Raw genomic sequence first — 21,244 nt, 5'->3', positions numbered from 1 at the left:
TTGTCAGCGCGCGGGCTGAACGCCTGACGTGTTGACTCGCCGGCCTTCCCCGTCCCGGAAGGCCGGTCTCTCCCACACTCCTCCTGCCGCAGGCCCATTCCTTGGATGGCCACCGCGCCATGCCCGCGACGCAGGCAGGACGGCGGCCGCGCGTCGCCTGCCGGGATTCGCAAGAAAGCCGATTCCGATTCCGATGGAAACCCCAACCCAGACCTATCCGCCCATCGCCGCCTGGCTGCACTGGATTTGCGCAGTCGTGATCCTGTGGGCGATGATCAGCGGCTTCGCGCTCGCCTCCGGCGCGCTGCCGCCGGCCGTCGCCGCGGCGATTCCGCCGTTCAACGTTGCGCTGACCACCTTGTTGATGCCGGTCTTCCTGCTGCGCGTTGTTTACCGCGCCAGCTTCCGCATGCCGCCGCCGGCCGGCATTCCGCCCGCCAAGCACCGGCTGGCGCGCCGCGCCCACGCGCTGCTCTATCTGCTGAGCTGTCTATCGCTGGCCAGCGGCTGGCTGATGATGGAGCGGCCGGTCGATCTGTTCGGCCTGATCACGCTGCCGCCCAGCCTGGAAGCCGGCGCGGCCACGCGCGCGCTGGCCAAGCTGCACTTCGCCAGCAATGTGCTGCTGGCTCTGCTATTGACCGCCCACATCGGCGCGGTGATTCAACACCAGCGCCAAGGCCGGCGCCTGCTGCGGCGCATGTCGCTGCTGACGGGCTAACGCCGCCAGCTGATCAAGACCACCGCCGCCACGATCACGCTCATCGCCAGCATCTCGTGCAGGCCGATATGCTCGCCGAGGAAGACCACGCCCAGCAAAACCGCGATCACTGGGTTGACGTAGGCGTAGCTGGTGGCGGCGGCCGGAGACACCGTCTTCAGCAAGTGCAGATAGGCGCTATAAGCGATGATGGAGCCGAACACCGCCAGGTAAAACAAGGCCAGCCAGCTGGACAGCGTCGGCATCGCCTGCAGCTTCTCGCCATAAGCCTGGCTGGCCAGCAACAAGGCTGCGCCGCCGAAAATCATCATCCAGGCGCTGCCCATCGGTCCCTTGGGCTGAGCCAAATGGCGGCTCCAGGCCGAGCCCAGCGCCCAACCGGCGGAGGCCAGCAGCAGCAGCGCGGCGCCGCTGGGGCTGGCCTTCAGATTGGCCCCCATATTCAACAGCACCATGCCGCAAACGCCCAGACCGATGCCGGCCCATTCCACCTTACGCGCCTTTTGGCCGAACATGCGCGCGAACAACAGGGTGAACAGCGGCACGGTGGCGATCACCAAGGCGGCCACGCCTGAGGACACGTCTTTCTCCGCCACCGTGACCAAGCCGTTGCCCACCGCCGGCATCAGCACGCCGAGCAAGGCGGCGCCGCCCAGCTCGCGCGCATTCGGCATCGGGTATTTGCGCAAGCATAGATAGGCCAGCATCAGCCAGCCGGCCAGGGAAAAGCGCAGGCCGGCCATCATCATCGGCGGCCAGGACTCGATGCCTATGCGTATGCCCATATAGGTGGAGCCCCAGATCACGTACAGGGCGAAGAAAGCAGCTAAGGTCAGCGGGGGGATGCGCGAAAACGGCATGGTGCGGCTCGGGAAAGTGGAACCGGATACCATGCCGTATGGGAATGTCCGTGGCAAGTCCAATTTTGCCGCGGACGGGCCAGGCTTAACGCGTGGCCAAGCGCTGCAAGATGTTGGAGAACTCTTCCATATAACTGTCGAAGCGGGTGGCCAAGCGGTCGACGTCGGTGGCGAAGCGGTTGTAGGCCACCACCGCCGGAATCGCGGCGAACAGGCCGATGGCGGTGGCCACCAGCGCCTCGGCGATGCCCGGCGCCACCGTGGACAAGGTGGCCTGGCCGGCGTTGCCCAGGCCGATGAAGGCATGCATGATGCCCCACACCGTGCCGAACAGGCCGATGTAAGGACTGACCGAACCGACGGTGGCGAGGAAGGAGGTATGGCTGTCCAGGGCGTCCAGCTCGCGCTGCGCCGCCGCCTTCATCGCCCGGCGCGAGCCGGCCATGATGTCGGACAGCTCGGTGCCGTTGCGGCCGCGCAGCTTCAGGAACTCGGCGAAACCGGACTGGAAAATGCGCTCCATGCCCACGGTGTCGCTACGGCGGCTGGCGTCCTCGTACAAGCGGTTCAGGTCCGCGCCGCTCCAGAAATTACGCTCGAACTCGTCGCTATTGCGCCGCGCCGTGCGCAGCACGGCGATCTTGTTGAAGATCAGGGCCCAGGACAGCACCGACATCAAGGCCAGGCCGGCCATCACCAATTGCACCATCAGGCTGGCGTCCAGGATCAGGCTCAGGAAGGAAATCTGTTGCACGGCAACTCCTCTTGTAATCGCCAGGCTCAGCGCAACACGCGGCCTGTTTCCAAATCAATGATGGTGGACGGTTTGCGCCGCTTGCCGATGCGGCCCGGCAGGGTCAGCACCCGCTGGCGGAAAGCCTCGCGGCAGGCCCGCGCGGTTTTCAGCGATTGCTGGCCGGCGCGGTTGGCCGAGGTGGACACCAGCGCCGTGCCCAGGCTGCGGCACAAGGCAGCCGCCTCGCCATGCGCTGTCACGCGCACGGCGATCTTGTCGTGTTTGCCGCGCAAGGCCGGCGGCACCCGGCTCGAGGCCGGCAGCAAAAAAGTATATGGACCGGGCCAGTAGCGCGCCAGTTCCGCGTATTGGGCGGCGCTCAACGGACGGATCAGATGACGGATCTGGGAGACGTCGGCCGCGATCACGATCAGCCCCTTGTGATTGGGCCTGGCCTTGATCGCCAGAATTTTGCGGATGGCGCGCACATCCAGCGGATTGCAGCCCAGGCCGTAGCAGGACTCGGTGGAATAGGCGATGACCTCGCCTTGCTTCAAGGCGGCGCGGGCCTGCTGTTGCAGGGCGCGGCCGGGCAGACGGGGCACGGGCCGCACCTGGCCTAGCGTGAACTTCATGATGGACGGCGATGCGAAAGTAAAGCCGCATTGTACCGCTGTCCGCGGCGGCGACCTAGCGCTTCGACGCCGCGTCGTCAACATCCTCCGGCGCCGGCCGCCAGGCGTAGCAGCGAAGCGGCGGCCTGTCGCTGCGGAATTGCTTCAACCAATACGCCAGCCGGCGCCAGCAGCGGCGCTCGTGACGCAGGAAATGTGTTAGTTGGCGACGCCAGCTCCCTGGCTCAGCAGCCTCTCCCTCGTCCACTCGGATCATGACTCCTCCTTAGCGTATACGCGCCGCGAGTCCTTCAAGAGCCGCGGCCCAAGCCAGCGATCAGGCCTGACAGGGATACTCTACAAAAACACATATAAATATAAAATATAGATAAATATATATTTTATTAAGAAATAGAAAACAATCCTTTCAATATTAATATATTAATTAAAAATCATGAACAACCTCATGCCCAGCACAGACAGGCAAAACCTAGTTTTTTTAAGACTTTTCCTAATGATGATATTTCATGCCGATGCTAACATCATGGGCAAACCTATAACCCACAACAAACAAAAGCTTATACAGCTTAAAACCCTCAAAAATTCATCAAAGGATGCGGCAACGAAAGCCCTATCTGGATATAAAAATCATGAATGCCATTCAAACCGGAATAAATGTCCTGCGCACGCAAGGACAGGCCTTGATCCGACAAGCCGACACGCTGTCGGCGTCCTTCTCTCGCGCCATTGACTTCATGTACGCCACCACCGGAAAAGTCATCGTTTCCGGCATGGGCAAATCCGGCATCATCGGCCGCAAAATCGCCGCGACCCTGGCCTCCACCGGCACCCCCAGCTTCTTTGTCCATCCCGGCGAAGCCTTTCATGGCGATCTTGGAATGATCATGTCCAATGACTGCCTGCTGCTGATCTCCAATAGCGGGGAAACCGAGGAGGTGCTGCGTCTGCTGCCCTATCTCAAACACATCCAGGCCAAGGTTATCGCCATCACAGGCAAATCGGGCTCCACCCTGGCGACGCAAGCCGATTTGTCGCTCCCCATCCCAGTGGAGCGCGAAAGCTGCCCCAACAATCTGGCGCCCACCACCTCCACCACGCTCGCTCTGGCCATGGGCGACGCACTGGCCATGGCGCTGATGGAAAGGCGCCAGTTCCAGGCCGAAGATTTCGCCCGTTTCCATCCCGGCGGCGCGCTCGGCCGAAAGCTGCTGACCAAGACGAGAGACGCAATGCAGGCGCGCGTTCCCTTCAATCTTCCGGACGATAGCTTCAAAACCATCGTCAGCTCCATTACCGCAGGCTGCCTGGGCTTAACCGTGGTGGGCGCTCCCGACGCCCCCGCCATAGGCATCATCACCGACGGCGATTTGCGCCGCGCCATTGAACAGCACGAAGACCTCAAATCGCTGCGCGCTCGCGACATCATGAGCCCATCGCCATTTCACATTGCCGCGGAAGCCATGCTGTCGGAAGCGGAAACGCTGATGCAGCAGCACAAGATCACGGCCTTGCTGGTCACCGATGAAGAACGGCGAACCGTCGGCGTCATCAAATCGTTCGATATCTGATATGCGCAGCGGCTTCGACATCATGCGCACCACCGTGCACGCGCTACTGCTCAGAGAGCTGAAAACCCGCTTTGGCAAGTATCGGCTGGGTTATCTATGGGCGTTGTTGGAACCAGTGGCACATATGGCCATCCTGTTGCTGGTGCTTGGCTTCATCATGCGACGCGCGATGCCCGGCGTTTCATTCCCGGTCTTTCTGCTCAGCGGCATTGTGCCTTACATGCTGTTCAGCAATATCTCCCTGCGCTCCTTGAACGCCATTGAGGCTAATCGCGGCCTATTCAGCTACCGCCCGGTACACCCGCTGGACGCGGTACTGGCCCGTGCACTGCTCGAAAGCCTGATCTATGTGCTGGTTTACCTCATGCTGATGAGCGGCCTGTGGCTGGCAGGAGAAACCATACAGCTCAGCCAATTGCCGCTGCTGACCACGGCATGGCTGCTGCTGAGTCTGCTGGCCTTGGGCTGTGGCCTGGTCTTCATGGTCCTGGGCCATGCGTTCAAAACGGCCGAAAAACTGTTACCCATCTTGATGAAGCCACTTTACTTCATCAGCGGGATCATGTTCCCCCCCAGCCTGATCCCCGGCGATTATCGCTGGCTGGTGGATTGGAACCCTCTGCTGCACGCCTTCGAATTGATGCGGCACGCGATCTTGCCCGGCTACCCGCTGAACGACGACAGCCCGTCCTACCTCTTCGCCTGGACGCTGGCCCTGCTGTTTGCCGGCTTATCTCTCTATAAGGGCCGGGAACCGGCCATGTTGCGCTCATGATCCAGATACACAAACTCAGCAAATCCTATAAGACGCCAAATGGACGCTTCTATGTCTTCAAAGACCTCAACCTTGAGATTCCATCCAATGTCAGCGTCGGCCTGATCGGCCGCAACGGCGCGGGCAAATCAACCTTGCTGCGCATCATCGGCGGCATGGATCGGCCGGACGGCGGCAGCATCGTCACCCGGCACAGCATCTCCTGGCCGGTGGGCTTGGCCAGCGGCTTTCAAGGCAGTATGACCGGGCGGGAAAACGTCAAATTCGTCGCCCGGCTCTATGCCCGCAAAACCGAACTGAACGACAAGGTCGCCTTCGTCGAAGACTTTGCGGAACTGGGCAACTACTTCGATATGCCGATCAAAACCTATTCCTCCGGCATGCGATCGAGACTCGGCTTTGGCCTGTCGATGGCCTTCCCTTTCGACTACTACCTGGTCGACGAGGTCACCGCGGTGGGCGACGCCGCCTTCAAACGGAAAAGCGCGGCACTGATGCAGGAGCGCCGCCAACACAGCCAGTTCCTGATGGTGTCGCACTCCATGTCCGAACTGAAGAGGTTCTGCGACGCCGGGCTATTGATCGGCCGCTCTCAGGTCCGCTATTTCCAACGCATTGACGACGCCGTCCAGGCCTATCGGGAAGAAGAAAATGTCGACGTGGTTTGACCGTTTCCGGCCCCAGGCCCTGCTCGCCCGCCTTGTCTCTCCATGGGTCTGCATCGGCCTGCCGCTGGCCTTGTGCGGCGGATATTTTGCCCTGATCGCCCAGGACCGTTATGTCAGCGAATCCAAAGTCATCGTCAAGCGCTCCGGCGATGGCGGCGGCGATCTGAACCTGAGCACGCTGCTGGGGGCCGGGGCCTCCACCATCCGGGAAGACGCCATGCTGTTGCAGCAATACATACATTCCCCGGACATGCTGCAGCGGCTGGAGCGGCGGCTGGCGCTCAAGCAGGCTTATCTCGCCGCCGGTCTCGACTGGCCGCATCGGTTGGCCGAATCGGCCAGCAAGGAAGACACGCTGGCTTTCTACCGCAACAAGGTCGGCGTCCAATTCGACGATAAAACCTCCTTGCTGACGATACGCAGCCAAGGCTTCACCCCCCAGTTCGCCCAACAACTGAATCTCGCCATCCTGCAAGAATGCGAGCGCTTCATCAACGGGCTGTCGCAGGCCATCAGCCGCAATGAACTGGCCTTCGCCCAGCAGGAGGCGGAACGCGCCTATTTGGGCCTGAACGCCGCCAAGGAAGCCTTGCTGAAATATCAGAACAGCCATGGTCAGCTCGACCCTGTCGCCCAAGCCCAGGCCGCCGGCCAACTCCTAGCGGAACTGCAGGCCAAGCAGACGCAGTTGGAGGCGGAGCTGCGCAATTTACAAAGCTATCTGCAAAGCGATGCCCCACAAGTCACCGCTCTGACGGGTGCGCTTGAGGCGCTGAAAGCCCAGCTTCGCCATGAAAAGGGCAAGCTGGCCGCCCCCGAGGACGGAAAGCTGAATCGTCAAGCCTCCCAATATCAGGAACTGAAGTCAAAAGTCGACTTTCAAGCCGACCTGTACAAGTTGGCGCTGACCGCGTTGGAGAAAAGCCGGGTAGAGGCCAACCATAAACGCAAAAGCCTTGCCGTCGTGAGCTCGCCACAACTGGCGGAAGACGCGGAATACCCACGCAAGCTTTATACCCTGGCCACGCTGCTGATCGCCTGCAGCCTGCTCTACGGCTGCGTACGCCTGGCCCTGTCCATCATCGAAGATCACAAGATTTAGCCCCATGATGCAACACGCCAAGATCCTCCCGTTTCTTTGCCTGGTCCTGAGCCAGGCCCACGCAGTGTCGCTTCTGCCCGGCTCGCAAGCAGAGTCGGAGCAGCCCCTGCGGCAGCAGGCCGCCGAGCGGGCAATACAGCCTCCGCCACAGGAGGCCCCGATCATCGTCCCGCCACAAGCGCCCGGCCGCATGTTCGGCTCGCAACTTTTTGGCGGCGCCTTCCGCAATAGCGCAGGCCAGGGCTTCAACCCCAACTACCAGCTGAGCATCGGCGATCGCATCGCGCTGCGCCTATGGGGCGCCTTCAACTTTGACTCGCAGCTGCTCGTCGACCCCCAGGGCAATATTTTCATTCCGAACATAGGCCCGGTGCCGGTCGCCGGCATACGCAACGGCGAATTGAACACGGCGGTGTCAAACCGAGTGCGTCGCGTCTACAAGGCCAACGTCAACGTCTACGCGGCGCTGGACATCGCTCAGCCGGTCAAGGTCTTCGTCACCGGCTTCGTCAAACAACCCGGCCTCTACGGCGGCATCGCGGCCGACAGCGTACTCAGCTATCTGGATAAGGCCGGCGGCGTCGACGCCGAGCGCGGCAGCTATGTCGACATTCAGATCAAGCGCGGCGACATCGTGCGCCAACGCGTCAACCTCTACGACTTTCTGCTTCAGGGCCGGATGGACATGACGCAGTTCTCCGATGGCGACGTCATCGTGGTGGGCCCGCGCCAACATACCTTCTCAGTCAGCGGTCAGGTATTCAACGCCTATGACTTCGAATTCGGGCAGAGCAGCATCAGCCTGCAACAAGCCTTGCAGGTCTCCCGCCCCAAGCCCGGTGCCACCCACGCCAGCATCATCCGCCGCCAGGGCACGCAGAAGCGCAGCGAGTACTACCCGCTGGAACAAGCGGGAGACGTGGTACTGCAGGACGGTGACCAGCTGCTGATCAGCGCAGATCGATACGCCGGCACCATCCAGGTGCGGGTGGAAGGCGCCCATTCCGGCGAACACGCCATCGTACTGCCTTACGGTGCCAGCATGGCCGACGTGCTGGCCAAAATTCAAGCCAACAGCATGTCTCGGGTGGACGCGCTACAGCTGTTCCGCAAATCAGTGTCCGAGCGGCAAAAGGCCATGCTGGCCCTGTCCTTGCAAAAGCTCCAGGAGACCGCGTTCTCCGCTCGCTCCTCCACCAAGGAGGAAGCCGAGCTACGCACCCGCGAAGCCGAACTGATCGAGCGCTTCATCGCCAAGGCCAGCAAGGTCGAACCACATGGACAAGTCGTGCTTGACGAGAAAAATCTGCCAACCACTCTGCTGGAAGATGGTGACGTTATCCGCATCCCGGAAAAAACCAACGTCGTGATGGTGCATGGCGACGTGCTCTTTCCCAATGCCATCAGTTGGCAAGCAGGCCTGACCGTGGGCGACTACGTCGCACGTGTCGGCGGTTACAACCAAAGCGCCGACAAGTCCCGATTGATCTTGATGAAACAAAATGGCAGCGCTCTCCCCGTCAGCGAACGCATCCAAGTGGACACCGGTGATGAAGTCATGGTCATGCCAAAGATTGACAGCAAGAGTATCGAAATAACACGCGGCATTACGCAGATTCTTTACCAGATCGCAGTTGCAGCGAAAGTCGTGCTGGACCTGTAACCCGGACACACCCTAACTGGAGTATCGAGAATGAACGTCCTCTATTGGCTATGCCCTTTCACCATGGCCCCCGGCTCACGCGCGCCGACATTGCGATGGCATATAGACCCCCTCTTTCGGACCCTCGCCGACAATGACTCCGTGGCGATGATTGCACTAACCGACCCCCAGAGTCTGAACCTGGCCAAGCCGGATACGCTACAGGTACCAGTACGCACCGTGGGTCGAGTGGAAAAAATCCGAGCCATGCCGCAAGGCACCGAGCGCCTAGCAGCCATGCGCCAGTCCGTGCGCAAGGCCACAGGCAATTTCCAGCCTGACTTGGTCATCGCCTATGAGGGGCACGCTTCTTGGCTACGGGAGCTTTTTCCCGAAGCGGTCATCATCAATGAGTGCTGGGGGGTACTAACACGGCTTCCTTTCCCTGCACTATACGCTTACGATACCCACGGCATTTACCAAGAGTCAGTGCTCGCACGCTATGCCGACATAATCCGCACCAACCCCATCAGCCCTCTTGAACGCCGCACACTTCAAACGCTGCGTGCGGGTATGATTGCAGCCTTGGCTGCCACCGACCCCATCTACCAAGTCGTAAACGAGCTGCAAACACGCTTCTCCAAACTGGTGCTACTCCCTCTACAGCTGGACGAGCACGACAGCTTCATCGGCTGCGCACACTGGAACACTCACCGCGTGATGGTGGAAGATATCCTCGCAACACTGCCGCGGGACTTCGGCCTGATTGTCACCCAACACCCAGACCATCCACCGATACTGGACCAGACCGCCATCGCTGAGCTACGCGACAACCATCCCAATTTCATCTACATCACAGCACTAGAACAAGTGCCAATGCTGTCGCAATGGTGGTTGCTTCATGTCGACGCCATCGCCACCGTATCATCCGGCCTGGCATTCCAAGCTGCGCTGCTGGGTTTGCCCGTCATCGCACTGGGTGATAGCCATATCAATATCGTGGCCTCCGGTTCGTTAGCAGAAATCGAAATGCTGATTCGCTCGGAAGCCGATCCCGCGCCTGAAATTGACGCCGCCCTCTGGTGGATACTGACTCGCTATAATATTTTCCTGGATGAAAGCAGAGCATCCAGCGCCAATCTGGTCGCTCATTTTGCTGCCTTGCTACTGATGGGAAAACGTAGGGATGACCAGAATCCACTGACCTGGCCTAGACGATACGATGCCGATCAACTACTTCAACTATTCAACAAATGGTCACGTCTCGACCCCCTTCGCTCCTTGCTCACAGCAAGACAGATCGACAGTCAGCCTAGTGAGCTGCTCGTTAAGATCACTCAGGCCAAGGCGGTTAGTTTTGACCTGTTCGACACGCTGGTACAACGGCCGTTCATGGAACCCCATGACCTGTTCCAGATGATAGAAAGCCAAGTACGTAGGGCCACTGGCAATTCAAGACTGCATTACGCTCGGTGGCGCCGCCGAGCCGAAGAGGAAGCACGCAAGAAGCGCAACTGGAAAGAAGTGACCCTCACTCATATCTATCGCGAGTTCGCGAATCTGACAGGCTATTCCCATGATATGTGCGAGAAGATCGCCGAGATCGAATTCGCGGCAGAAACCGAAGTGCTTGCCCGCCGTGAACCAATTTACCGGATGTTCACGTGGGCTCGCCGTATGGGCAAAATCGTCAGCATCATTACCGACATTTATCTGGAACAGCCAGAGATCGAACGCTTGCTCGAACGCGTCGGCATCCGCGGCTTTAACCACCTGTACGTATCAGCAGAGCTGGACTTGCGAAAACATGACGGAACAATATTTCCCTACTATCTAACAGAACTGAAGAAGCTGGACGGCCTTGAGCAATCGCCAGACTGGCGCGCCTTGCTGCATGTCGGTGACAACCCTCGCGCCGACATCGAAAAAGCCCGCGAGCATGGCCTACGCGTGCACTGGATTCCTCGCCACTCCGAGTGCCTGAGGCAAAGCGCGCTAGCCGTACCGTTCGCCCGCAACCTAGCACACCGTTGGACCAGTGACTCAGTCGTGATGGGCTTGATCGCCAACCGCTTTGGTAGTCATCTGCCACACGCGCACAAGGACTGTCTGTTCGGTGGCTCTTTATACGCCTTTGGCTATATGGCTGGCGCGCCAATGCTGACTGCCTTTGTGCAATGGCTAGCCCATCGCATCCGTACCCACGGCTTCATACGAGTCTGCTTCATGGCTCGCGACGGTTACATGCTGCGTTTAATCTACGACCGCCTGCGTGAATCGACCGACTACGCTGATCTTCCTCCATCAGACTACCTGTACTTCTCGCGGCGATCTGCCGCACTCGCCTCGTGTCACAACACAGATGACCTGATTGAACTGCTACACCTGTCATTCAATACTCGCAAACTGGGTGACCTTCTGCTGCACCGTTTCGGACTTGAGGCAAACGATGTCCCTCCCGCCATACTCAAGCGTCACGCTCTACGCCTGAAAGACGAAATATCACATCACCATGACTTGGCAATACTCAGCACACTGATCCACGACCTTCAAGGCCCCATCTTGGAGCGGGCCCGCAGAGAACGCGAAGGGGCGCAGGCCTATCTAGATAGCAAAAATATCCATCAAGACGCAGGCAAGATTTGCATGGTCGATATCGGCTACTCCGGCTCCATCCAGCGTTACATTAACAAAATATTGGACAGTAAGATCGCCGGCTACTACATGCTGACCCATGAGGCTTCCCGCCAATGGTTCGACGGGATCACATTCGAAGGCTGGCTGGCCAGCTTCGATGAACAGCGTTCCGCCAACTACCACAAGCTCAACGATCACGTATTTCTGTTCGAAACCTTGCTGTCCTCGGAAGAAGACTCGGTGCGTGCCCATCTACTTGATGAAAACGGCAACAGTATCATCGAGTGGAATAGGGAGGAGCACAACGATGTACGGCTACACTTCATGCGGCAGGTTCATGCAGGCGTACATGCCTTCATCAACGACTTTGTCGGAAGCCTTGGTCGCTTCTGCTCCGAAGTCCAGATCGGCCGCGAGTTCGGTGAAAAACTGTTCCTGTACCTAGCTGAGCACCCTACTGAACAGGATGCCCGTCTATTTACTGGTCTATCGGTGGAAAACTGCTTTGGCGGCGGCGACGCGGTTCTACTCTACCATGTAGCCCCAGACAGAGTAGCAACGCTCACCAATATCGAGCGCAACTATGCCATTGGCAAGTCTCAATGGAAATCTGCTTCACTAGTGCTGTATGCCTCAAAACAGCGCCCCGTCATCGCCGGGCCAAAAGCAACACAGCATAGCTCCAAGCCGGCCTCCCCCCCTCCCCCGCCAATGTCACTAACATTAAAAACGCCACGCCATGAAGACATTCCCCCTGCTCTGCGCAAGTACCTAAAGTTTAAGCGCGACCCGTACACATTCTTCAATGATTCACGCAATATACTCGTACGACCACTACGCTTCCTCTACCGCAACTTCAACAAGAAACCTATTACCTGAAGTCTGCAAACATTGAATGCTCCCCACTACATCCGCGGATAACGATTTCGATTGGCGCACATGGTACACAACACCAAAAGCAGGCTTTGACTTGATTGCCCTAACCTCCACCGGCATCGCCCGAATCTCGTCATTAAGCGGCTTATTAGGACGTGACGCATCACTCTACCGTCCTTGGTCTCAACACCGCTTCTCCCTAGTCGCAGTCTGGGGGCACCGTCCTAGCGCGCGCAGAGGCGAGCGCCTAGCATCCCGGCTTCATCTGCCCATATTGAGACTTGAAGATGGGTTTCTCCACTCCATAGAGCGTGGGCACTCCCAAACAGCCACTCTATCTCTCGTGGTAGACGACCTGGGTATGTATTACGACGCCAGCAAACCATCTCGACTGGAATGTCTAATCACAGCCAAACAGCTGTCAGTCCAAGAAAAATACGAGGCCATCCATGGCATCTCTCTATTACGAGACAAACAATTATCTAAATACAACCACGCCCCAGCCCTTGCCTTGCCCTCCAAAGACGGACGCCCACGCGTGCTGGTGCTAGACCAAACCGTGGGCGACATGTCGGTGCGGCTGGGCGGCGCGGACACACGCACTTTTCAAACCATGCTGGAAGCGGCCTGCCGGGAACACCCCACGGCTGAAATCTGGGTAAAAAGCCATCCAGATGTGGTTGCCGGCAAAAAGCGAGGCTATCTGCCTTACCCGCCGCCCAACGTGAAGTTGATCGCAGAAGACGCCTGCCCTCAATCGCTGCTGACCCAAGTGGACGTGGTCTACACCGCCACCTCGCACATGGGCTTCGAAGCCTTGATCGCCGGCAGCCAGGTCGTCTGCTTCGGCATGCCCTGGTATGCGGGCTGGGGGCTGACCGATGACCGTCATTCAGAAATGCCCACACTAAAGTTGCGCCGGCACTGCCACCGGACTTTGGAAGAGTTGTTTCATGCCGCCTACCTGCAATACGCCCGCTATATTCATCCGGAAACCGGCAAAGCTGGCACCTTCTTCGATGTGGCGGAGTGGATTCATTTAAACCGAAGCTTGCGCCGGCAGACCAGCGGCGTGCTGTGGTGCATGGGCATGAGTTGGTGGAAACGCGCGGTGGTGTGGCCCTTTCTGAAACAACCCGGCAACCAGATCCGTTTCATCTCCAGACCTGACAGATTGCCGCCGCGGCTGCCTCCAGACAGCAAGCTGGTGGCCTGGGGCATGGCGCGGGACGCCGCCGCACTGGCGGCACGGCGCGGCCTGCCCTTGCTCAGGATGGAAGACGGATTCATCCGCTCTCTCGGGCTGGGCTCCGATTTGCAACCGCCCTTATCCGTGGTGGTGGACGACGCCGGCCTCTATTACGCGCCGACACCGTCCTCTCGCCTGGAACAGCTGCTCAGCGAACTCGAACCGGAGCCTCAGCAGATTCTCCGCGCCCAGCGCCTCAGGCTGCGGCTGCTGGAACTGCGAATCAGCAAATACAATGTGGGCGCCGCGTTTGAGCTCTCCGCCGAGGCAGCAGGAAAAACCATCGTCCTGGTTCCCGGCCAAGTGGAAGACGACGCCTCCCTCCGCGAAGCTTCCCCCTGGTTCACAGACAATCTATCGCTGTTACGCGAAGTGCGCCGGCGGCGTCCTCATGCCTGGCTGATCTACAAGCCCCACCCCGATGTCGCCTCCGGCAACCGGCGTGGAGCCATCCCCGATCAGGAAACGGCCCGCTTGGCGGACCAAGTGGCGGCCAAGGCCGACATCCTGGCCTGCCTGGCCGTCGCGGATGAAGTCCATACCATGACCTCCCTGACAGGCTTCGAAGCCCTGCTGCGCGGCAAGCCGGTGCATTGCTACGGCATGCCTTTCTATGCCGGCTGGGGCCTGACTCAAGACCTAAGACCCTTGCCCCATAGGCAACGCCGGCTCACTCTCGAGCAGTTGGTCTATGGGACGCTGATTGCCTACCCGCGTTATGTGATTCCGGGTCAGCCGGGCTTTGCCAGAGCCGAAGCCGTGGTAGAACACCTGTGGCGGCGCAAGCAGTCGCTCGGACCCGCTCAAACCCGCTCGCACTGGCTGGCGAGACAGTGGCGCAAGGGCCTGGGCCTGCTGCGCACGCTGCTTTGAGCTCGCGCCCGTCATACTCGCCGCTCAAGCCCTGCTCTCCCATCAACGCCTGCTGCTCTTGCAAGGGCCGATGGGCCACTTCTTCAATCAACTGGCCAGTTGGTTGAATCGCCACGGCGCGCACGTGGCCAAGATCAATTTCAACGGCGGGGACCGGCTATATCACCGGCATCTGGACGCCACCGACTACCGCGGGCGGCTGGAGGATTTCCCCCCCTGGCTACAGGCGTTTTTACGGGCCCAGCGTATCGACGCCGTCGTCTGCTTCGGCGATTGCCGCCGCTACCACAGCCTAGCGGCCCGGGTCTGCAAGGAACAGGCCATAGCCTTCTACGCCTTCGAGGAAGGTTATCTGCGCCCCGACTACATCACGCTGGAACAGGACGGGGTCAACGCCCACTCCCGCTTGGCCGCCAATCCGGCCGCGATGCTGCGATACGAAGCCAGCCAGCCGCCGGCCCCCACGCCCACCAGAGCGTCTTTTCGCCGGATGGCCTTCGACGCCGCCCGCTACTATGTCGCGGGCTGGTGTTGGCGCGCGCGCTACCCGCATTATCGGCATCACAAGGACTTCTCCCCTTTTCGCGAATGCTTCTTCTGGCTGCGCGCCGGCTGGCGCAAAGCGCTGTATCAGGCCCTGGAGCACAGACTGCGTCGCCATATCCTGCGCGAATGGGACCAACGCTATTTTCTGGTTCCCTTGCAGGTCTTCAACGACAGCCAGGTATTGCACCATAGCCCTTACTCGGATATGCGCGAATTCATCGCGGAGGTGATCTTTTCTTTTGCCCAACACGCCCCGCAACATACGGCTCTGGTGTTGAAACACCATCCGCTGGATCGGGGCCATAGAAACTATTCGGCCTATATAGCCAGGCTGGCCAGACAAAACCGTATCGCGTCCCGCGTGTACTATATGCACGACGGTCATTTGCCCAGCTTGCTGAAACATAGCCTGGGCGTCGTCACCATCAATAGCACCGTAGGCTTGTCCGCCTTGCATCACGACAAGCCCCTGATCACCTTGGGGCGGGCGCTATACGATATTCCCGGCCTGACTTGCCAAACCGGGCTGCATCAATTCTGGAGCCGGCCGCCACCGCCTCAGGCCTGGCTGTACCGGAAACTGCGCTCCTATCTCGTCAAACATACCCAACTGAACGGCGCTTACTTTGGCTATTCGCCTTGGCTGGAGCGATCTTTTCCTCTTGATCCGCGCCCAACTGCGACTCACCCGGTCCACTAGCCAAGCCTCCCGCTTCCCCCACCCTGTGATCTCGTATAGCGATAAAAATCATCGCCTACCCACCAACCGCGGCTTGCACTCTTCGTCGGCTGGTTTTGCTCACCCACGCCATCACAGAAAACGTATTGAACTCCAGAAGCTTTAAACTCAGAATTGGCGATCGAGGGGAAGCAAAGCCTAGGATTTTCCACACATGACAAACAACCGCCCTCTCTATATTTATTTTTGAGCTGCAGCAACACTGAAAGAACAATATGAGCATTTTGGTCACTGGCGGCGCCGGCTTCATCGGCGGCAATTTCGTGCTGGACTGGCTGGCGCAGAGCGATGAGCGCATCATCAATCTCGACGCGCTGACCTACGCCGGCAATCTCGACACCCTGAAAACCCTGGGACAGGACCCGCGCCATGTCTTCGTGCGCGGCGACATCGGCGACCGCGCGCTGCTCGACGCCCTGCTGGCCGAACACCAGCCGCGCGCGGTGCTCAATTTCGCCGCGGAAAGCCATGTCGACCGCTCCATTCACGGACCGGGCGACTTCATCCAGACCAATGTGGTGGGCACCTTCAATCTGCTGGAGAGCGTGCGCGGCTACTGGACAGGGCTGGCGGACGCGGACCGCGCCGCCTTCCGCCTGCTGCACGTCTCCACCGACGAAGTCTACGGCACGCTGGGACCCGACGACTCGCCCTTCTCCGAGCGCCACCGCTATGAGCCCAACAGCCCCTACTCGGCGTCCAAGGCCGCGTCCGACCACCTGGTGCGCGCCTGGCACCACACTTACGGCCTGCCGGTGCTGACCACCAATTGCAGCAACAACTACGGCCCCTATCACTTCCCGGAGAAGCTGATTCCGCTGGTGATCCTCAACGCCCTGGCCGGCAAGCCGCTGCCCATCTACGGCGACGGCAGCCAGGTGCGCGACTGGCTCTACGTCAAAGACCATTGCAGCGCCATCCGCCGCGTGCTGGAAGCCGGCGTGCCCGGCGAAACCTATAATGTCGGCGGCTGGAACGAGAAAACCAACCTGGACGTGGTCAAAGCGATCTGCGCGCTGCTGGACGAGTTGGCGCCTCAAGCCGACCCGGCGCGCCGCTACGCCGAACAGATCGCCTTCGTCGCCGACCGCCCCGGCCACGACCGCCGCTACGCGATAGATGCGCGCAAGCTGGAGCGCGAATTGGGCTGGAAGCCGCAGGAAACCTTCGACAGCGGCATCCGCAAAACCGTCGCCTGGTATCTGCAACATCAGGATTGGGTCGCCAACGTCAGCAGCGGCGCTTATCGCGACTGGGTGAACCAGCACTATGGCTGAGCGCTCACCCACCATTCTGCTGACCGGGGTCAACGGCCAGCTCGGCCATCGGTTGCGGACCGCACTGACGCCGCTGGGCGAGGTCGTCGCGCTCAGCCGGGCCGAACTGGACCTGAGCCGGGCAGACAGCGTCCGCCAGGCGCTGGAACGCCACCAGCCCGACATCATCGTCAATCCCGCCGCCTACACCGCGGTGGACCGCGCCGAGAGCGAGGCGGAACAGGCGCATGCGGTCAACGCCGCCGCGCCGGCGCTGCTGGCGCAATGGGCGGCTCAGCGTCAGGCGCTCTTGCTGCACTACTCCACCGACTACGTATTCGACGGCGCCGGCGAACAGCCCTGGCGCGAGGACGACCCGGCCCGGCCGCGCTCGGTCTACGGCCAAAGCAAATGGGCGGGCGAGGAGGCGGTGCGCGCCGCCGCGCCGCGGCACTTGATTCTGCGCACCAGCTGGGTGTTCGGCGCCCATGGCGGCAACTTTCTGAAGACCATTCTGCGCCTGGCGCAGGAACGCGACAGCCTGAAGGTGGTGGCGGATCAGATCGGCGCGCCCACCTCCACCGCCTTGATCGCCGACGTCACCGTGGCCCTGCTGCGCGACTATCTGCGCGACCCGGCCGGCTTCGCCTACGGCAGCTACCACCTGGCGGCGCAGGGCGAAACCAGCTGGCACGGCTACGCCCGCTTCCTGGTGGCCGAGGCCGGCAGGCTGGGCTATGCGCTGCGGCTGTCGCCGGCCGACATCGAGCCGATCACCACCGCCGACTATCCCTTGCCGGCGCCCCGTCCCGCCAACTCCCGGCTGGATTGCGCCAAGCTGCGGCAGACCTTCGGCCTTGCGCTGCCGCACTGGGAAAGCGGCGTCAAACAAGTGCTGGCCGAACTCGGCGCCCAGCCGCAACAGAAAGACATTCAATGACTCAGCCACGCAAAGGCATCATCCTGGCCGGCGGCTCCGGCACCCGGCTGTACCCGGCCACCATTTCCGTCAGCAAACAATTGCTGCCCATCTACGACAAACCGATGATCTACTATCCGCTGACCACGCTGATGCTGGCCGGCATCCGCGAGATCCTGATCATCTCCACCCCGCAGGACACGCCCCGTTTCGAACAACTGCTGGGCGACGGCAGCCAATGGGGGCTGCGGCTGCAATACGCGGTGCAGCCCAGTCCGGACGGCCTGGCCCAGGCCTTCATCATCGGCGAGGACTTCCTGGCCGGCGCGCCGTCGGCGCTGGTGCTGGGTGACAACATTTATTACGGCCACGACTTTTCCGCCTTGCTGCAAGACGCCAACGCCAAGCGCAGCGGCGCCAGCGTGTTCGCCTACCGCGTCAACGACCCGGAGCGCTACGGCGTGGTGGCCTTCGACGCCGACGGCAAGGCTCTGTCCATCGAGGAAAAACCAGCGCAGCCCAAGTCCAACTACGCGGTGACCGGCCTGTACTTCTACGACGAGCAGGTGGTGGACATCGCCAAGGCGATCAAGCCCTCGCCGCGCGGCGAGCTGGAGATCACCGACGTCAACAACGTCTATTTGCAGCAGGGCCAGCTCTCGGTGCAGACCATGGGCCGCGGCTACGCCTGGCTGGACACCGGCACCCATGAATCCATGCTGGAAGCCAGCCAGTTCATCGCCACCATAGAAAGCCGTCAGGGCCTGAAAGTGGCCTGCCCGGAGGAAGTGGCCTACCGTTCCGGCTGGATAGGCGACGAGCAGGTGCGCCTACTGGCCAAACCGCTGCAGAAGACCGGCTACGGCCGCTATCTGCTGGCAATGCTGGATCAGCCGGTCTATTGATCTTGACGAGCGACACATGAATATCATCGACACCCGCATTCCCGACGTCAAAATCATCGAACCCGCCGTATTCGGCGACGAGCGCGGCTTTTTCTTCGAAAGCTTCAATCAACAACGTTTCGAAGCCGCCGTCGGCTGCGCCGCGCCCTTCGTCCAGGACAATCACAGCCGCTCGGCCAAGGGCGTGCTGCGCGGCCTGCACTATCAGCTGGCGCCGCACGCCCAGGGCAAGCTGGTGCGGGTGATCGCCGGCGAAGTCTTCGACGTCGCCGTCGACATCCGCCCCGGCTCCGCCAGTTTCGGCCAATGGGTGGGCGTACACCTGTCCGCCGCCAATAAACGTCAGCTCTGGGTGCCGCCCGGTTTCGCTCACGGCTTCCTCACCCTGTCGGACAGCGCCGAGTTCCTGTACAAGACCACCGACTATTGGTTCAAGGAGCTGGAGCGTTCCATCGCCTGGAACGATCCGGAGCTGGCCATTGCCTGGCCGCTGGACGGCGAGCCGCAGTTGTCGGCCAAGGACGGCGCCGCGCCCGGCCTGCGTCAGGCCGAACTGGGCTGAGCCGGATCCAAGCCCGGAAATGAAAACAGCGCCGCTTGCGGCGCTGTTTCTCTATCAAGCGGCAAGACGCTAATGTTTGCGGCCGATAGCGCGCGCGCCGATGTCGCGGCGCATCTGCTTGCCGGCGAACTGAATCTGGTCGGCCAGCACGTAAGCCTTGCCCTGCGCCATCTTGACGCTGTCGCCCAGGCCCACCGCGCACAACACGCGGCCGCCGTTGCTGCGCAGCTGCTTGTCCGCGTCCAGGCTGACGCCGGCGTGGAACACCATGCCGTCCTCGCTCTCCGGCGGCAGGCCGCTGATCAGATCGCCCTTGCGCGGCGCTTCCGGATAGCCTTCGGCCGCCAGCACCACGCCCAAGGCCACGCGCCGGTCCCATTCCGCCTCCACCTGGTTCAGGCGGCCGTTGACGCCGGCTTCCAGCAACACGGTGAAGTCCGACTTCAGACGCGCCATGATGGGCTGGGTTTCCGGATCGCCGAAGCGGCAGTTGAACTCGATGGTGTAAGGATTGCCCTGCGCGTCTATCATCAGCCCGGCGTAGAGGAAGCCGGTATAGCTGTGGCCGTCCTTCTTCATGCCCAGCACCGTGGGCAGGATGATTTCGCGCATCACCCGGTTGTGCACCGCCGGCGTCACCACCGGCGCCGGGCTGTACGCGCCCATGCCGCCGGTGTTCGGGCCCTGATCCTGATCCAGCAAGCGCTTGTGGTCCTGGCTGGTGGCCATCGGCAACACGTGGTCGCCGTCCACCATCACGATGAAGCTGGCCTCCTCGCCCTGCAGGAAGTCCTCGATCACCACGCGCGCGCCGGCGCTGCCCATCTTGTTGCCCACCAGCATATCGTCGATGGCGGCGTGCGCCTCGTCCAGCGTCAGCGCCACCACCACGCCCTTGCCGGCGGCCAGGCCGTCGGCCTTGATCACGATGGGCGCGCCCTTGGCGTCGACATAGGCATGGGCGGCGGCGGCGTCGCTAAAGGTTTCGTACGCGGCGGAGGGAATGCCGTGGCGCTTCATGAAGGCCTTGGCGAAATCCTTGGAGCTTTCCAGCTGCGCGCAATACTGGGTGGGGCCGAAGATTCGCAGCCCTTCGGCGCGGAAGGCGTCGACCACGCCGGCCGCCAGCGGCGCTTCCGGGCCCACCACCGTCAGTTCGATCTTCTCCTGCTTGGCGAAAGCCACCCACTCCGCCACGCTGCCGAGCTCGACGTTGGTCAGATTGGGGTCCAGCGCGGTGCCGGCGTTGCCGGGCGCGACGAAGACCTTGGATACCCGGCGCGACTTGGCGATGCGCCAGGCCAGCGCGTGCTCGCGTCCGCCGGAGCCGATAACCAGTACTTTCATGTTCGATGCTCCACTCGTTTTTACGGCGCGTCGCAACGCGCCGGATTCTTCACTCAGCCCAACTGCCAACGCAGCCAGGCGAACAAGACATTGCCGTTGTTGTGCCCGCCCGGGATATAAGTGGCCTGCAAGGCCAGGCGGCGGTATTCCACCGACACCAGCGGCAGCACCGCCGGCAAGGGCGCGTAGCTGTAGTCCGAGCGCGCGGTGACGCCGGCGGTGAAGCCCGCGCCCAAGCGCCAACCGTCCAATGGGCGCCATACTTTCTGGAAAGCGTAGCCGACGAAGGGCTCGACATCCTTGTGCGAATCCAGGAAGGCCATCGCGTACACCGCGTGCCAGTCGCCGTCGGCGTCGTAGCGATAACGTCCCGCGCCCAAGCCCCACGGCCGTTCGTTGAATTGCCGGATCTTCTCTCTATCGTAGAAGGCGCGGTTGTGCCACGTCACCGCCGGCACGTACAACTCGTACTGGTCGGAACGCCAGGTCGCTTCGATATTGGCGCGGCCGCGTTGCCAGAAACCTTGCGGCTCGGCGGCCGTCTCTTCGGCCTGCGCCGCCAGGCTGGCGGACGCCAACAAGCCGGCGCCCAGCCAACAAACAATTGCTCTCATCGGAAAAACAACAA

At 61.1% G+C, this 21,244-nt stretch carries 18 protein-coding genes; 13 read left to right on the top strand and 5 right to left on the bottom strand.

Annotated elements, in window-relative coordinates:
- Positions 1 to 193 precede the first annotated feature (193 nt).
- On the top strand, positions 194 to 721 hold the full coding sequence (locus tag QUG03_RS01815) for a cytochrome b (protein ID WP_488876562.1): 528 nt from the start codon (positions 194 to 196) through the stop codon (positions 719 to 721).
- On the opposite strand, the gene yedA is transcribed toward QUG03_RS01815, so the two are convergent.
- From yedA to tsaC, 3 genes are all read right to left on the bottom strand, one after another.
- Positions 718 to 1,581, bottom strand: a complete 864-nt coding sequence (yedA, locus tag QUG03_RS01810; protein WP_227105589.1) for a drug/metabolite exporter YedA — start codon at positions 1,579 to 1,581, stop codon at positions 718 to 720. The two genes, QUG03_RS01815 and yedA, sit on opposite strands and share 4 nt — an antisense overlap.
- An 85-nt stretch (positions 1,582 to 1,666) precedes the next feature.
- Entirely contained in the window at positions 1,667 to 2,335 is a 669-nt protein-coding gene (tolQ, locus tag QUG03_RS01805; protein WP_500819235.1) for a protein TolQ, read from the bottom strand.
- Between the two features lie 26 nt (positions 2,336 to 2,361).
- Positions 2,362 to 2,952 (bottom strand): L-threonylcarbamoyladenylate synthase type 1 TsaC, encoded by a 591-nt coding sequence (tsaC, locus tag QUG03_RS01800; RefSeq protein ID WP_500819234.1) that lies wholly within the window; start codon positions 2,950 to 2,952, stop codon positions 2,362 to 2,364.
- A gap of 629 nt (positions 2,953 to 3,581) precedes the next feature.
- Here tsaC and QUG03_RS01795 point away from each other — a divergent pair.
- From QUG03_RS01795 to rfbC, 12 genes are all read left to right on the top strand, one after another.
- A complete protein-coding gene (locus QUG03_RS01795; RefSeq protein WP_500819233.1) occupies positions 3,582 to 4,520 on the top strand; it encodes a KpsF/GutQ family sugar-phosphate isomerase in 939 nt (312 codons plus the stop codon).
- A 1-nt stretch (position 4,521) separates the two neighbouring features.
- Positions 4,522 to 5,295: an ABC transporter permease gene (locus QUG03_RS01790; protein WP_500819232.1), complete on the top strand. Its 774-nt coding sequence runs from the start codon at positions 4,522 to 4,524 to the stop codon at positions 5,293 to 5,295.
- Positions 5,292 to 5,963, top strand: a complete 672-nt coding sequence (locus tag QUG03_RS01785) for an ABC transporter ATP-binding protein (protein WP_500819231.1) — start codon at positions 5,292 to 5,294, stop codon at positions 5,961 to 5,963. Before QUG03_RS01790 ends, QUG03_RS01785 begins: the two co-directional genes overlap by 4 nt.
- The gene (locus QUG03_RS01780; protein WP_500819230.1) at positions 5,947 to 7,065 is read left to right on the top strand and encodes a KpsE/RkpR family capsule polysaccharide export protein; all 1,119 of its coding nucleotides are present in this window, start codon (positions 5,947 to 5,949) and stop codon (positions 7,063 to 7,065) included. The genes QUG03_RS01785 and QUG03_RS01780 overlap by 17 nt, the downstream gene beginning before the upstream one ends.
- A gap of 4 nt (positions 7,066 to 7,069) precedes the next feature.
- Positions 7,070 to 8,728 (top strand): polysaccharide biosynthesis/export family protein, encoded by a 1,659-nt coding sequence (locus QUG03_RS01775; protein ID WP_500819229.1) that lies wholly within the window; start codon positions 7,070 to 7,072, stop codon positions 8,726 to 8,728.
- Between the two features lie 147 nt (positions 8,729 to 8,875).
- The gene (locus QUG03_RS01770) at positions 8,876 to 12,223 is read left to right on the top strand and encodes a capsular polysaccharide export protein, LipB/KpsS family (RefSeq protein WP_500819228.1); all 3,348 of its coding nucleotides are present in this window, start codon (positions 8,876 to 8,878) and stop codon (positions 12,221 to 12,223) included.
- Between the two features lie 16 nt (positions 12,224 to 12,239).
- Positions 12,240 to 14,342, top strand: a complete 2,103-nt coding sequence (locus QUG03_RS01765) for a capsule polysaccharide biogenesis protein (RefSeq protein ID WP_500819227.1) — start codon at positions 12,240 to 12,242, stop codon at positions 14,340 to 14,342.
- Between the two features lie 70 nt (positions 14,343 to 14,412).
- The gene (locus QUG03_RS01760; RefSeq protein ID WP_500819226.1) at positions 14,413 to 15,588 is read left to right on the top strand and encodes a capsule polysaccharide biogenesis protein; all 1,176 of its coding nucleotides are present in this window, start codon (positions 14,413 to 14,415) and stop codon (positions 15,586 to 15,588) included.
- Between the two features lie 254 nt (positions 15,589 to 15,842).
- Positions 15,843 to 16,904, top strand: a complete 1,062-nt coding sequence (rfbB, locus tag QUG03_RS01755) for a dTDP-glucose 4,6-dehydratase (RefSeq protein ID WP_500819225.1) — start codon at positions 15,843 to 15,845, stop codon at positions 16,902 to 16,904.
- A complete protein-coding gene (gene rfbD, locus QUG03_RS01750) occupies positions 16,897 to 17,823 on the top strand; it encodes a dTDP-4-dehydrorhamnose reductase (protein ID WP_500819224.1) in 927 nt (308 codons plus the stop codon). Before rfbB ends, rfbD begins: the two co-directional genes overlap by 8 nt.
- Positions 17,820 to 18,707: a glucose-1-phosphate thymidylyltransferase RfbA gene (gene rfbA / locus QUG03_RS01745; protein WP_500819223.1), complete on the top strand. Its 888-nt coding sequence runs from the start codon at positions 17,820 to 17,822 to the stop codon at positions 18,705 to 18,707. The genes rfbD and rfbA overlap by 4 nt, the downstream gene beginning before the upstream one ends.
- A 16-nt stretch (positions 18,708 to 18,723) precedes the next feature.
- On the top strand, positions 18,724 to 19,269 hold the full coding sequence (gene rfbC / locus QUG03_RS01740; protein ID WP_500819222.1) for a dTDP-4-dehydrorhamnose 3,5-epimerase: 546 nt from the start codon (positions 18,724 to 18,726) through the stop codon (positions 19,267 to 19,269).
- A 69-nt stretch (positions 19,270 to 19,338) separates the two neighbouring features.
- Here rfbC and purD read toward each other — a convergent pair whose 3' ends face one another.
- A complete protein-coding gene (purD, locus tag QUG03_RS01735) occupies positions 19,339 to 20,616 on the bottom strand; it encodes a phosphoribosylamine--glycine ligase (protein WP_500819221.1) in 1,278 nt (425 codons plus the stop codon).
- A gap of 53 nt (positions 20,617 to 20,669) precedes the next feature.
- Positions 20,670 to 21,230, bottom strand: a complete 561-nt coding sequence (gene pagP, locus QUG03_RS01730; protein ID WP_486636094.1) for a lipid IV(A) palmitoyltransferase PagP — start codon at positions 21,228 to 21,230, stop codon at positions 20,670 to 20,672.
- Between the last annotated feature and the right edge of the window lie 14 nt (positions 21,231 to 21,244).

The sequence above is a fragment of the Chromobacterium sp. CCUG 30098 genome (assembly GCF_059916605.1).
The sequence above is the reverse complement of the archived record's forward strand: the minus strand, read 5'-3'. Positions and strand labels throughout refer to the sequence as shown.

Excerpts from the sequence above, each read along its gene's own strand:
- QUG03_RS01815 (WP_488876562.1), top strand. The coding sequence starts at position 194 with ATGGAAACCCCAACCCAGACCTATCCGCCCATCGCCGCCTGGCTGCAC.
- yedA (WP_227105589.1), bottom strand. The coding sequence starts at position 1,581 with ATGCCGTTTTCGCGCATCCCCCCGCTGACCTTAGCTGCTTTCTTCGCC.
- tsaC (WP_500819234.1), bottom strand. The coding sequence starts at position 2,952 with ATGAAGTTCACGCTAGGCCAGGTGCGGCCCGTGCCCCGTCTGCCCGGC.
- QUG03_RS01795 (WP_500819233.1), top strand. The coding sequence starts at position 3,582 with ATGAATGCCATTCAAACCGGAATAAATGTCCTGCGCACGCAAGGACAG.
- QUG03_RS01790 (WP_500819232.1), top strand. The coding sequence starts at position 4,522 with ATGCGCAGCGGCTTCGACATCATGCGCACCACCGTGCACGCGCTACTG.
- QUG03_RS01785 (WP_500819231.1), top strand. The coding sequence starts at position 5,292 with ATGATCCAGATACACAAACTCAGCAAATCCTATAAGACGCCAAATGGA.
- QUG03_RS01780 (WP_500819230.1), top strand. The coding sequence starts at position 5,947 with ATGTCGACGTGGTTTGACCGTTTCCGGCCCCAGGCCCTGCTCGCCCGC.
- QUG03_RS01775 (WP_500819229.1), top strand. The coding sequence starts at position 7,070 with ATGATGCAACACGCCAAGATCCTCCCGTTTCTTTGCCTGGTCCTGAGC.
- QUG03_RS01770 (WP_500819228.1), top strand. The coding sequence starts at position 8,876 with ATGATTGCACTAACCGACCCCCAGAGTCTGAACCTGGCCAAGCCGGAT.
- QUG03_RS01765 (WP_500819227.1), top strand. The coding sequence starts at position 12,240 with ATGCTCCCCACTACATCCGCGGATAACGATTTCGATTGGCGCACATGG.
- QUG03_RS01760 (WP_500819226.1), top strand. The coding sequence starts at position 14,413 with ATGGGCCACTTCTTCAATCAACTGGCCAGTTGGTTGAATCGCCACGGC.
- rfbB (WP_500819225.1), top strand. The coding sequence starts at position 15,843 with ATGAGCATTTTGGTCACTGGCGGCGCCGGCTTCATCGGCGGCAATTTC.
- rfbD (WP_500819224.1), top strand. The coding sequence starts at position 16,897 with ATGGCTGAGCGCTCACCCACCATTCTGCTGACCGGGGTCAACGGCCAG.
- rfbA (WP_500819223.1), top strand. The coding sequence starts at position 17,820 with ATGACTCAGCCACGCAAAGGCATCATCCTGGCCGGCGGCTCCGGCACC.
- rfbC (WP_500819222.1), top strand. The coding sequence starts at position 18,724 with ATGAATATCATCGACACCCGCATTCCCGACGTCAAAATCATCGAACCC.
- purD (WP_500819221.1), bottom strand. The coding sequence starts at position 20,616 with ATGAAAGTACTGGTTATCGGCTCCGGCGGACGCGAGCACGCGCTGGCC.
- pagP (WP_486636094.1), bottom strand. The coding sequence starts at position 21,230 with ATGAGAGCAATTGTTTGTTGGCTGGGCGCCGGCTTGTTGGCGTCCGCC.